At 37.6% G+C, this 12,179-nt stretch carries 14 protein-coding genes and 2 pseudogenes; 13 read left to right on the top strand and 3 right to left on the bottom strand.

The genetic code is table 11. The annotated features are described in order from the left end of the window. The 7 genes and pseudogenes from STRDD10_RS11415 to STRDD10_RS01835 form a co-directional block, all read left to right on the top strand. Positions 1-187 (top strand): annotated as a pseudogene (locus STRDD10_RS11415) (argininosuccinate lyase); the annotation flags it as partial. A gap of 699 nt (positions 188-886) precedes the next feature. Continuing rightward, the gene (locus tag STRDD10_RS01860; protein ID WP_067192643.1) at positions 887-2,443 is read left to right on the top strand and encodes a 2-isopropylmalate synthase; all 1,557 of its coding nucleotides are present in this window, start codon (positions 887-889) and stop codon (positions 2,441-2,443) included. 18 nt (positions 2,444-2,461) lie between these two features. Then, the gene (leuB, locus tag STRDD10_RS01855; protein ID WP_067192642.1) at positions 2,462-3,499 is read left to right on the top strand and encodes a 3-isopropylmalate dehydrogenase; all 1,038 of its coding nucleotides are present in this window, start codon (positions 2,462-2,464) and stop codon (positions 3,497-3,499) included. After that, positions 3,496-3,762, top strand: coding sequence for a DUF1294 domain-containing protein (locus STRDD10_RS01850; RefSeq protein ID WP_067192640.1), 267 nt, complete (start codon positions 3,496-3,498; stop codon positions 3,760-3,762). Before leuB ends, STRDD10_RS01850 begins: the two co-directional genes overlap by 4 nt. A gap of 1 nt (position 3,763) precedes the next feature. Next, positions 3,764-5,146, top strand: coding sequence for a 3-isopropylmalate dehydratase large subunit (gene leuC, locus STRDD10_RS01845; protein ID WP_067192638.1), 1,383 nt, complete (start codon positions 3,764-3,766; stop codon positions 5,144-5,146). Between the two features lie 9 nt (positions 5,147-5,155). Then, positions 5,156-5,746: a 3-isopropylmalate dehydratase small subunit gene (gene leuD, locus STRDD10_RS01840; protein ID WP_067192637.1), complete on the top strand. Its 591-nt coding sequence runs from the start codon at positions 5,156-5,158 to the stop codon at positions 5,744-5,746. Between the two features lie 92 nt (positions 5,747-5,838). Continuing rightward, positions 5,839-6,618, top strand: a complete 780-nt coding sequence (locus tag STRDD10_RS01835) for an L-threonylcarbamoyladenylate synthase (RefSeq protein WP_067192635.1) — start codon at positions 5,839-5,841, stop codon at positions 6,616-6,618. A gap of 87 nt (positions 6,619-6,705) precedes the next feature. Here STRDD10_RS01835 and trhA read toward each other — a convergent pair whose 3' ends face one another. Beyond that, positions 6,706-7,350 carry a PAQR family membrane homeostasis protein TrhA gene (gene trhA / locus STRDD10_RS01830; protein ID WP_067192633.1) on the bottom strand — a complete coding sequence of 215 codons (645 nt, stop codon included), beginning with the start codon at positions 7,348-7,350 and terminating at the stop codon, positions 6,706-6,708. Positions 7,351-7,442: 92 nt separating this feature from the next. Between trhA and STRDD10_RS01825 the strand changes: the two genes are divergently transcribed. Then, the gene (locus tag STRDD10_RS01825) at positions 7,443-8,276 is read left to right on the top strand and encodes a DegV family protein (protein WP_067192631.1); all 834 of its coding nucleotides are present in this window, start codon (positions 7,443-7,445) and stop codon (positions 8,274-8,276) included. Positions 8,277-8,387: 111 nt separating this feature from the next. Next, the gene (locus tag STRDD10_RS01820; protein ID WP_067192629.1) at positions 8,388-8,663 is read left to right on the top strand and encodes an HU family DNA-binding protein; all 276 of its coding nucleotides are present in this window, start codon (positions 8,388-8,390) and stop codon (positions 8,661-8,663) included. Between the two features lie 88 nt (positions 8,664-8,751). Here the strand turns inward: STRDD10_RS01820 and STRDD10_RS11840 are convergent, their stop codons facing one another. Further along, positions 8,752-8,946 carry a tyrosine-type recombinase/integrase gene (locus STRDD10_RS11840; RefSeq protein ID WP_443031081.1) on the bottom strand — a complete coding sequence of 65 codons (195 nt, stop codon included), beginning with the start codon at positions 8,944-8,946 and terminating at the stop codon, positions 8,752-8,754. Between the two features lie 381 nt (positions 8,947-9,327). Beyond that, on the bottom strand, positions 9,328-9,636 hold the full coding sequence (locus STRDD10_RS01815; protein WP_067192627.1) for a hypothetical protein: 309 nt from the start codon (positions 9,634-9,636) through the stop codon (positions 9,328-9,330). A 611-nt stretch (positions 9,637-10,247) separates the two neighbouring features. Here STRDD10_RS01815 and STRDD10_RS01810 point away from each other — a divergent pair. The 4 genes and pseudogenes from STRDD10_RS01810 to STRDD10_RS01795 all read left to right on the top strand — a co-directional run. Next, positions 10,248-10,649: a Spx/MgsR family RNA polymerase-binding regulatory protein gene (locus tag STRDD10_RS01810; protein WP_067192626.1), complete on the top strand. Its 402-nt coding sequence runs from the start codon at positions 10,248-10,250 to the stop codon at positions 10,647-10,649. Between the two features lie 11 nt (positions 10,650-10,660). Continuing rightward, the gene (locus STRDD10_RS01805; RefSeq protein WP_067192624.1) at positions 10,661-10,939 is read left to right on the top strand and encodes a UPF0223 family protein; all 279 of its coding nucleotides are present in this window, start codon (positions 10,661-10,663) and stop codon (positions 10,937-10,939) included. After that, positions 10,920-11,699: an inositol monophosphatase family protein gene (locus tag STRDD10_RS01800; RefSeq protein WP_067192622.1), complete on the top strand. Its 780-nt coding sequence runs from the start codon at positions 10,920-10,922 to the stop codon at positions 11,697-11,699. The genes STRDD10_RS01805 and STRDD10_RS01800 overlap by 20 nt, the downstream gene beginning before the upstream one ends. Next, a pseudogene (locus tag STRDD10_RS01795) lies at positions 11,699-12,179 on the top strand (RsmF rRNA methyltransferase first C-terminal domain-containing protein); the annotation flags it as partial. The gene STRDD10_RS01800 and the pseudogene STRDD10_RS01795, both read left to right, overlap by 1 nt.

Below are 12,179 nucleotides of genomic sequence, written 5' to 3'. Positions count from 1 at the left end.
CAAAGCTGGTTATTACCTTCAGGATGTTCCTCTCGAACGTTATCAAGAAGTTTCAGACCTAATTGAAGAGGACATCTATGAGACACTTAAATCTCATACGGCTGTTGAACGTCGTCATTCCCTTGGTGGAACTGGTTTTGACCAGGTTAAATGGCAAATCAAAAAGGCTAAAGAGGATTTAATGTAAATGTGAAAAAATTGTTTAAAAGTTTAGTCCATTAAAAGTTGGAAAAACTCCATTCACTTTAAATAGTTGAGAAGTTATCTTTGTCTTAAAAGTATGAATAAAATCAAGGCGGCTTTGTATGCCGGAACTTTGGAGAAGCAATAGTTCCGTCTTGCTTGTTTATTGAAGACCAGATGCTTTTCCAGTCTGTACAAGATGATTTGCGGAGCAAGATTTTTCTTGTTTTGTTCCTGATTATATTTGAGGGATAATTTATAATGGACGAATTTTAACGAATTGGAAGTGTTGATACTTTTATATACATATAATGAATTTGAAATTAACTGAACTAACGGAAAATTCAGAAAATAAAGATTTTTGTGTTGACAGCATTGTTTGAATATGCTAAAATACTAGACAAGAAATATCAAATTATGACTTATCAAAAAATAGAGAGAAATAGAAAAGGAAGTTTTCCTAATGGATGTTCTTCCCCTAATTCGTTCTTTATTTTATAGATGGGCATTTGAGTGGAGGAAGTCAAACATGAATACAGCTAAGTTTGTTCAATTTGCTTTGTTGTTGAGGTATTCGGGCTAGTGCAAAAGCATTAGTCCTGTTTGGCTTACCAAGCGGGAGGTAAAAAAACATCTCGCTTGGGTTTCCGAGTGAGATGTTTTTTTACTACTATCGTTTTTACTTTTAGAAAGAGGATTGTCTATGCGTAAAGTGGAATTTCTTGATACAAGTCTTCGTGATGGGGAACAAACACCAGGTGTTAACTTTTCAATCAAAGAAAAAGTTGCCATTGCTAAGCAACTAGAAAAATGGGGAATTTCTTCTATTGAAGCAGGTTTCCCTGCAGCTAGCCCAGATTCATTTGAGGCGGTAAAACAAATTTCAGCTGCCATGACTACAACAGCTGTTTCTGGCTTGGCACGTTCGGTAAAGTCTGATATTGATGCTTGTTACGAAGCTATTAAGGATGCTAAATTCCCACAATGTCACGTTTTTATCGCAACAAGCCCAATTCACCGTGAGTTCAAATTGAAGAAATCAAAAGAAGAAATTCTTGAAATCATCAAAGAACATGTGACTTATGCGCGTGAACGTTTCGATGTTGTTGAGTTTTCGCCTGAGGATGCTACTCGTACGGAGCTCGACTATCTCTTGGAAGTTGTTCAAACAGCGGTCGATGCAGGTGCAACATATATTAATATTCCTGACACGGTTGGTTTTACAACTCCAGAAGAGTTTGGTCATATTTTCAAATACCTTATTGAAAATGTTAAATCAGATCGCGAAATTATCTTTAGTCCTCATTGTCACAATGACCTTGGTATGGCCGTAGCTAACACTCTTGCAGCTATAAAAAATGGTGCTGGTCGTGTTGAAGGTACTGTTAATGGTATCGGTGAACGTGCGGGTAATGCAGCACTTGAAGAAGTGGCAGTAGCTCTTAATATCCGTGAAGACTATTACCAAGCAACAAGTGATATCGTTCTTAATGAAACAGTTAATACTGCTGAACTTGTATCTCGCTATTCAGGTATTGCTATTCCTAAGAATAAAGCTGTTGTTGGTGGAAATGCCTTCTCTCATGAATCTGGTATCCACCAAGATGGTTTCCTTAAAAATCCTCTTACTTATGAAATTATTACACCAGAGTTGGTTGGGGTTAAGAAGAGTTCTCTTCCACTTGGTAAGTTGTCAGGTCGTCATGCCTTTATTGAAAAATTGAAAGAACTTGAGCTTGACTTTGTTGAAGAAGATATCAAACCACTCTTCGCTAAATTTAAAGTCTTGGCTGATAAAAAACATGATATTACCGATGCAGATATTCGTGCACTTGTGGCTGGGACTAACGTTGAAAATCCAGAAGGCTTCCACTTCGAAGATCTTCGTTTGACAACTAATGCCGATGAAACAATTACCGCAGCGGTTAGCTTGTCTAATGAAGACGGTGAAACTGTTGAATTCTTGGCTAATGGCCAAGGGTCAGTTGAAGCTATTTTCAATGCTATTGATAAATTCTTCAACCAAACAGTTCGCTTGACTTCTTATAATATTGACGCTGTAACTGATGGTATTGATGCGCAAGCTCGTGTACTTGTAACTGTCGAAAATGTAGATACAGATACTATTTTCAATGCATCTGGTTTGGACTTTGACGTCTTGAAAGCATCAGCAATTGCTTATATCAATGCTAATACATTGGTTCAAAAAGAAAATGCTGGTGAGATGGCACGTAAGGTTTCTTATCGTGACCTTCCATAAGCCAAAGAGGAGTTAAACATGACAAAGAAAATTGTAACACTTTCAGGTGATGGAATTGGACCTGAGATTATGGCAGCAGGTCTTGAAGTTCTTGAAAAAGTAGCTTCAAAAATTGGATTTGATTATGACATTGATGCTAAACCATTTGGTGGTGCTGGTATTGATGCTGAAGGTCATCCACTTCCTAAATCAACCTTGGATGCTGCTAAATCAGCAGATGCTATCCTCTTGGCTGCAATTGGTGAACCTAAATATGACAATGCGCCAGTTCGTCCCGAACAAGGACTCTTGGCCATTCGTAAAGAGTTGAATCTCTTTGCTAATATTCGTCCTGTTCGCATCTTTGATGCTTTGAAACACTTGTCACCTCTTAAACCTGAGCGTATTGAAGGTGTAGATTTTGTCGTTGTCCGTGAGCTTACAGGTGGTATTTACTTTGGTGAGCATATTTTGGAAGAAGATAAGGCTCGTGATATCAATGATTATTCAGCCGATGAGATTCGTCGTCTCATGAGACGTGCCTTCAAGATTGCCCAAGGTCGTGGCAAAAAGGTCACTAGCATTGATAAACAAAATGTCTTGGCAACTTCTAAATTATGGCGTAAGGTTGCTGATGAAGTTTCTTTGGAGTTTCCAGATGTAACCCTCGAACACCAGCTCGTTGATAGTGCTGCAATGATTATGATTACTAACCCAGCTCGTTTTGACGTGGTTGTGACAGAAAACCTTTTTGGAGATATCTTGTCTGATGAATCAAGTGTTCTTCCAGGAACTCTTGGTGTTATGCCGTCTGCCAGTCATTCTGAAAATGGTCCGAGTCTTTATGAACCAATCCATGGTTCAGCACCAGACATCGCTGGTCAAGGGATTGCCAATCCAATTTCAATGATTTTGTCAGTAGCTATGATGTTGCGTGAAAGTTTCAATGAAACTGAAGGGGCAGAATTGATTGAAAATGCTGTTGATAAGACCTTGAATCAAGGTATCTTGACACGTGATTTGGGTGGTCAGACTTCGACTGCTGAAATGACAGCAGCTATTATTGAAAATTTATGAGAGAAGCAATATTCATTATTTTATTAGGTTTAAATATAGTCAGTTTTTGTTTTTATGGATGGGATAAACGAAAAGCAGTTAAGAATCAGTACCGTATATCTGAGAAACAGTTGTTACTATTCACTTTTTTAGGTGGAGGAGTTGGTGCTTTTTTAGCAGGACACTTGTTTCGGCATAAAATTCGTAAATGGTATTTCCAACTTTCTTGGTACTTAAGCATATTAATTGACTTTATTTTAATTTACTGGATTTGGAGGGATTGATGTGAGTGGGAAATCAATTTTTGATAAATTATGGCTAAGGCATGTTATCACTGGTAAAGAAGGACAACCCCAGCTCATGTATGTAGATCAACACTATATCCATGAAGTAACCAGTCCCCAAGCTTTTCAGGGATTAAGAGATACTGGTCGTAAAGTACGTCGTCCGGATTTAACTTATGGAACGTTTGACCACAATGTCCCAACTGTTAATATATATGATATTCGAGATGTGATTTCTAAGGCACAAATTGACAAATTAGCAGATAATGTTATCGAATTTGGAATAGACCATGCCGCCCATGGCTCTGAAAATCAAGGTATTGTTCACATGGTTGGTCCCGAAACAGGTCGTACGCAACCAGGCAAATTTATTGTCTGTGGAGATAGCCATACAGCTACTCATGGTGCCTTTGGAGCTATAGCCTTTGGTATTGGCACCAGCGAGGTCGAACATGTCTTTGCGACACAAACACTTTGGCAAGTCAAGCCTAAAAAGATGTTGGTAGAATTCACTGGGAAGCCTCAAAAAGGAGTTTATTCCAAAGATTATATTTTGGCCTTAATTGCTAAATATGGGGTTGCTTGTGGTGTGGGCTATGTTGTGGAGTACCGTGGTGAAGCTATTGACCGTTTGACTATGGAAGAACGCATGACTATTTGTAACATGTCAATTGAGTTTGGATCAAAAATGGGAATCATGAATCCAGATCAAACTACATTTGATTATATGCGTGGTCGAGAGTGTGTGCCTAAAGATTTTGAATCTGCCGTAGCCGATTGGAAGACACTCATCAGTGATGATGATGCCGAGTATGATAAGATTATCCGTATGGATGTCTCTGAATTGGCTCCAATGGTGACCTGGGGGACTAACCCATCTATGGGAGTAGACTTTGATACACCTTTTCCAGAAGTTAAGGATATGAATGATGAGCGTGCTTATCGTTATATGGGAACATCCCCTGGACAAATGGCAGCAGATATTGAATTAGGTTATATTTTTATTGGCTCCTGCACTAACGCTAGATTAAGTGATTTGAAGTTGGCAGCAAAGTTTGTTAAAGGGAAAAAAATTGCACCGAATCTTACTGCTATCGTTGTACCAGGATCACGACCGGTGAAACGAGCAGCTGAAAAAATTGGTCTTGATAAGATTTTTATGGATGCGGGATTTGAGTGGAGAGATCCAGGTTGCTCAATGTGTCTTGGAATGAATCCAGATAAAGTACCTGATGGTGTCCACTGTGCCTCAACCAGCAACCGCAATTTTGAAGACAGACAGGGTTTTGGTGCTAAGACCCATCTCTGTAGTCCAGCAATGGCAGCAGCAGCAGCTATCGCAGGACGCTTCGTAGATGTTCGACAAATGCCAGAGGCCCAATAAGGAGAGGATATGGAGAAATTTACAATTTATACGGGAACAACCGTTCCTCTCATGAATGATAACATCGACACCGACCAAATCCTACCCAAGCAGTTTCTTAAGCTAATTGATAAAAAAGGTTTTGGCAAATACCTTATGTATGCTTGGCGTTATCTGGACGATCAGTACACTGAGGACCCCGACTTTGTCTTCAACAGGGCTGAATATCGTAATGCCAGTATTCTCATCACAGGGGATAATTTTGGCGCAGGATCATCGAGAGAACATGCTGCTTGGGCTTTGGCTGACTATGGTTTCAAGGTTGTGATTGCAGGATCTTTTGGCGACATTCATTACAATAATGAGCTCAATAATGGCATGTTGCCCATTGTTCAACCTAGAGAGGTTAGAGAGAAACTTGCCCAGTTGAAACCAACTGATCAGGTAACCGTGGACTTGGAACAACAAAAAATCATTTCACCAGTTGGAATATTCAATTTCGATATTGATGGAGAGTGGAAGTACAAGCTCTTAAATGGTTTGGATGATATTGGGATTACGCTTCAGTATGAAGACTTGATTGCCCAGTATGAAGCCAATCGCCCATCCTACTGGCAATAAAAGTATAAAACATTATGAATTTTCAGAAAATACTTGAAAAACAAGCTATTTTCTGATACACTAAATGAAATAAGAATAGAAGAGGAATTAGCATGACAAAACACATTCAATGGGACGGAACCCTTTCACAAGCAGGATACGAGATTTTACAAGGTGAAGGTGGCTGTATTGTCTGCCCAACCAAGGTTGGTTACATTATCATGACCAGTGACAAGGCTGGATTAGAACGGAAATTTGAAGCTAAAGAACGCAATCGTAATAAACCAGGTGTAGTGCTTTGTGGAAGCATGGATGAACTTCGTGCCTTGGCGCAACTCAATCCAGAGATTGAAGCTTTTTACCAAAAACATTGGGATGAAGATATTCTTCTTGGTTGTATCCTTCCATGGAAACCAGAAGCCTTTGAAAAACTCAAAGCCTATGGTGATGGTCGTGAAGAACTCATGACAGATGTGCGTGGAACCAGCTGTTTTGTCATCAAGTTTGGTAAAGCTGGTGAGCAATTAGCAGCTAAACTATGGGAAGAAGGCAAGATGGTTTATGCCTCATCAGCTAACCCATCTGGAAAAGGAAACCGTGGAAAAGTTGAAGGAATTGGAGAACGCATCGAAGGCGCAGTGGATTTGGTTATCGAAGCAGATGACTATGTAGCGTCTATCCAACCAGACAAAACTATCGAAACTCGCTACGAGCAAGGGGTCATGGTATCGATGGTTGATAAAGACGGTAAGCTTGTGCCTGAACAAGGAGGCGCACGTTCAACTTCACCAGCACCAGTTGTTATCCGTAAAGGGCTTGACATTGATAAGATTATGATGCACTTGTCAGACACCTTTAACTCTTGGGATTACCGTCAAGGGGAATACTATTAAATAATTTAAGAAGCTGGTGCAAAAGTTCAACTTCTATAAATAGAATGCAAAAGGGCTAGGATTCTAATTATCAGAATCCTGGCCCTTTTATACGTATAGGTAAATTGCAAACCAAATGAAAATAGAAGCTAAAAGTGATAATGATTGTCCAATGGCTTGGCAGTTATTAAACTTTAATCGATAGGCCATGGCTGAACTGCCATAGATGAAACCACCTAATAACACGAGGTAGATGCCAAAATGGTGTAAACGACTGTGCAACATTCCAATCATGGACAGATAGGAGAGGACTATCAAGGTATATAGGAAAATTTCAATAATATTTTTATGAGTAATCTGCTTAGAATATGCTTTAATTACAATTCCAATGATAGCCAAAATCCAGATTATCACAAATAAGCTAATTCCTTGTATGCCTTGTATAGTAATGAGTGTGAAAGGGGTTGCTGTTCCGCTAAGAAGTAAATAAATAGATGAACGATTAAAAATATTTAGTGCATCACTATCCTTAAATTGTTTGGTATTGTGAAAAAGCGTTGAAAATAAAAAGATGAAAATAATAGAAAGGCTATAGATAAAATATGAAAAAATCTCAAGCAGAAGGTGATGACTTCCTCCTTTTATCAAAAGAAGGATAAAGCCGACGGTTGCTAGAAAAAAACTAGAGCCATGACTAATAGTATTCAATATTTCAGTAAGAGCTGTACTCGGATTATCATTCTGAACTGGCATATTTTCCCCATAATTAATTTTTTTTGGTATAATTGAAATATAATAATTTATGATATCATAAATCAGAAAAAAATTCATAAAGTAGGAATGTTATGACGAAAATAAAAATTGTTACGGACTCGTCCGTTACTATTGAGCCGGAAGTTGTTAAGGATTTAGAGATTACTGTAGTTCCTCTTTCTGTTATGGTTGACGGTGTTCTGTATTCAGATGCTGATTTAGCAGAGGGACAATTTTTGGATTTGATGAGAAATAGCAAGAATTTGCCTAAAACCAGTCAACCGCCTGTTGGAGTTTTTTCAGAAATTTTCGAAGAATTAGCTGCTGATGGTAGTCAGATTGTTGCGATACATATGTCACAGGCTCTCTCAGGGACTGTAGAAGCTGCACGACAAGGAGCAACATTAGCACAGGCCGAGGTGACAGTTGTCGATAGTGGTTTTACGGATCAAGCAATGAAGTTTCAAGTTGTAGAAGCAGCAAAACTTGCAAAAGAAGGAGCAGATTTAGAAACGATTCTTTCTAGAATTGAGGAAGTTCACGAAAAAACGGAGTTGTATATTGGGGTATCTACCCTAGAGAATCTTGTAAAAGGAGGCCGAATTGGACGGGTTACAGGACTTCTTAGCTCTCTTTTAAATATCAGAGTTATTATGGAAATGAAAAACCATGAACTTATCCCAATCGTTAAAGGTCGAGGGACAAAAACGTTTAAAAAGTGGTTGGATAATCTGTCACAACAATTAGAACGAAAAGATGTTGCGGAGATTGGAATTTCCTATGCTGGTGTCTCAACATTTGCTAAAGAGATGAAAGAACTTCTGCAACCATATGTTAATAGAGAGATTTCGATACTAGAGACGGGTTCTATTATTCAAACTCACACAGGAGAAAATGCCTGGGCTATTTTAATTCGTTATAACTAAGCTAAAAAAGTAAAAAATATTTGAAAACTTAGTTTCTTGCTTGACCTAAAAGCGTTTTTAGGATATGATTATATTTGTTAACTAATTAGAATTTTTGGAGGATTTGTTATAATGGCAAATAAACAAGATTTAATCGCAAAAGTAGCGGAAGCTACAGAATTGACAAAAAAAGATTCAGCAGCAGCAGTTGATGCAGTATTTTCTTCAATCGAAGAGTTTCTTGCAGCTGGAGAAAAAGTTCAATTGATTGGTTTTGGTAACTTTGAAGTACGTGAACGTGCAGCTCGCAAAGGTCGCAACCCACAAACTGGTAAAGAAATCACAATTGCAGCATCTAAGGTTCCAGCATTTAAAGCCGGTAAAGCTCTTAAAGACGCTGTTAAATAATAGTGTACGGAAAAGCCCGTCATATCAGCTTTCTAGCCTGTGTGATGGGCTTTTATACTGCCTAGGGGCATAGAGGGGGCAAACTTTTTTAACGAGTTATTTTGTTGAGCAAACTGACCACATTGCTTTCCATAGTTTGAGTAACGTGTGTGTAGATTTGTAAGGTTGTCTTAGAGTCGGAATGCCCCACTCGTTTCATGATTGCTTTAAGTGGTACGTTACAGTCAGTCGATTGACTGATCAAAGTATGACAGATGGAGTGAGAGGTAAAGTGCTTATTTATTGGTATCTATAATCATTCGTCAGCGTCTATATGACTGTATTGAAAGAATTATTTTGAATAGTTACTCTCTCTATCTACTGTTTAAGCATCAAAGTGAAGATTTTTGACCTTAAAGTAATTGCAACACCGATGTGATTTTCATTAATGAACGAATATTTAGTCAGTAAGGCTGTTCGATTTAAGGAACAAAATAGCGTTCAAAGTATATAAGTGGATCATAATCTTTTGATTGGAGCTACAGGGTATGCCACCTAGTCTAAATCCTCACATCTCGTCCAAGCGGATGGCATGTGAGGATTTTTCTTTATTTGGTTTTGATTTTCCAGGTAACTCCTTGATATAAAATATCAAAGACCGCTGGATTTTTTATACCGTTAACACTTACAGAATTGAATTTCTGCCCTGGGCAAGACCATCTGGGTCGAGTGTGTTAACTCCCTCAAGATAAGCATTCCATTGACCAGTTTCACCCTCGGAGTCTAAAATGTTGAAGGCAGTAGTGTCAATGTATTTGTCAGTAGGGTTTTCAAATGTGGCTTTAATGACTACAGGAGTATAGCCAGTGAAATCGTGAGAAGAATATTCTGAGTTTAACTGAATGTTTTCATCAATTGTCACTTCTGTAATAGTTACTTTTAAGCCTTTGTCGTCAGGATTAAAACTACCATCGTAAATGACGGTTCCCCCCACTTTAGCAAAATGCTACTTATTACTAGAAGAAGTGTTAGTATTTTCTGAAGTTTCTCCTTTGTTGACTGGATCAGTTTTCTTAACAAAAATATACGAATATATTTTATCATATTGATAAAAAACTCCGCTAATATAGCCAACCTTTTTAAGTTTATCAAGTTAATAACTGTAACTTTTTTGTAGTATCTATAAAGGTTTTAAGTATCTTTATTGATAACTTGTAAGGTGATTGTTAAAAATATTTATTTGTAAACCATCACGTCACGGCTACGATACTGAATAATGTGATTACTTTAAGGACCACTTGGATAGAAAAAGTGAGGTCATTGGAAAAACAGTATAGAAGTATGGTACGGTTCTCTTTTCGAGACTTGTACTAATCTTTTTACATTTAAATTCTAACGATAGTTTGATGTTTCAAATATAGCAATTTCTTACATTTTTAAATAGAAGGAAAACGTTGACAAACAGGTTAAAACAAGACTTTCTTAAAATTCTATAAGTGAATTTTTTTAAAAAAACTAAATTTAAAAATTTCACATTTTAGATAGAAAACCCTTGCAAATTGTGATATAATGATATTAGAGAATTTATAGACAGAAGAGAATGATATGATTACGCTATTTTTATCTCCAAGTTGTACCTCTTGTCGTAAGGCAAAAGCATGGTTGACAAATCACGAAGTCCCATTTAAGGAACATAATATCATGACAAGTCCTTTAACAACAGATGAATTGCGCCATATTCTGTCTTTGACGGAGAATGGAACAGATGATATTATCTCGACACGGTCAAAGGTCTTTCAAAAGTTAAATATAGATGTAGAGGAAATGCCAATATCATCCTTGATACGATTGATTGAGGAACATCCAAGTCTCTTACGTCGTCCAATTATTTTGGATAAAAAGAGAATGCAGATTGGGTTTAATGAAGATGAGATTAGAGCATTTCTGCCACGTGATTATCGGAAACAAGAATTAAAACAGGCTACATTACGTGCCGAAATTCAATAGAGAGTAATAAAATGGATAAAAAATATAGTTACCCACTTGATTTGTCGTGGAGCACTGAAGAGATCGCTTCAGTGCTTTCTTTTTTGAACAACATTGAAGCCGCTTATGAAGGTAAAGTAAAACGAACACAACTCTTGGATTCCTATAGATTGTTTAAACAGGTGGTTCCAAGTATAGCAGAGGAAAAGCGGCTAGGTCGTGAGTTCGAAAAAGTTAGTGGTTATTCCCTATACCAGGCTATTCAGATAGCTCGAAAGGAGGATAAGGAATATGTCTCTCTTAGAAATTAAGTTTAACTTTGCAAAAAAGATGGTAGTTTCTCTTGGAAGTTATCTTTTAGAAAATATTCATAATGATTTAATCGTGGAGGAAAAGTCTTCTCCGACGGATTTGGTTACGAATATGGATAACTATGTACAAAATAGGATGGTGGAAGAGATACAATCTTCGTTTCCAGGAGATACTATTTTGGCTGAAGAAAACAATTTAACGACTTCCATTTGGGAGGGGAATACTTGGGTTATTGACCCAATTGATGGCACTGCTAATTTTATTACTCAAAAGCAAGATTTTGCAATTATGGTGGCTTATTTTGAAGGTGGAGTAGGTCGTTTTGGGTTGATTTATGATGTAACAAAAAATCTTCTGTATCATGGAGGTGGAGATTTCCCTTCGATGGTTAATAATCGGTTACTACCTGTTTTTAATAAAGAGAAACAAATGCAGCAATCTCTAATTGCTAGTAACGCTGGAATGTATCGTAAAAACTATAGGGGAATTGCTGATTTGGTTGATCACTCTCTAAGTCTTCGGGTGTATGGAAGTGCAGGTATCTCTTTTTCTCATATTCTTTCAGGTAGATTGTGGGCTTATTTTTCAACATTATCGCCATGGGATTATGCTGCAGCAAGCATCCTTGGAGAGTCTCTTGGTTATCTAGTACTGACTTTAAGTGGTGCTAAGCCTGATTTTATCAACCGTGAGGAAATTATGATGGTCCCAAAAGAAAAAATGAATGAAATTATGTTGTATATAAAAAAGGATGAATAATGAATTTACCAACTGCATTTATAGAAAAATATGAATCGATTCTAGGTGGAGAGGCAAGAGACTTTCTTGCCTCTTTTGATGAAGAGGCGATTGCTGCTTTCCGAGTGAATCCCTTGAAAGAAAAACAATATGATTTCCCTGATGCTATTCCGAATACTCCTTGGGGACACTATGGAAAAATTTCCGGAAAATCGCCTGAGCATGCGACTGGATTGATTTATTCTCAAGAACCGGCTGCCCAGATGGTGGCTCAAATTGCTAAACCAACTCCAGGAATGAAAATTTTAGATTTAGCTGCGGCACCAGGTGGGAAATCAACGCAACTTTTAGCTTATCTAAATAATCAAGGTTTGCTAATCTCAAATGAGATTTCAAAGAAACGATCAAAAATATTAGTTGAAAATATTGAGCGATTTGGGGCACGAAATGTTGTTGTAACAAATGAAACGACTGAGAATTTAGCAGAAGTTTTCAAGGGGT

The organism is Streptococcus sp. DD10, assembly GCF_001578805.1.
Taxonomy (GTDB): domain Bacteria; phylum Bacillota; class Bacilli; order Lactobacillales; family Streptococcaceae; genus Streptococcus.
Note: the sequence above shows the minus strand (reverse complement) of the source record. Positions and strands in the feature narration are given on the sequence as shown.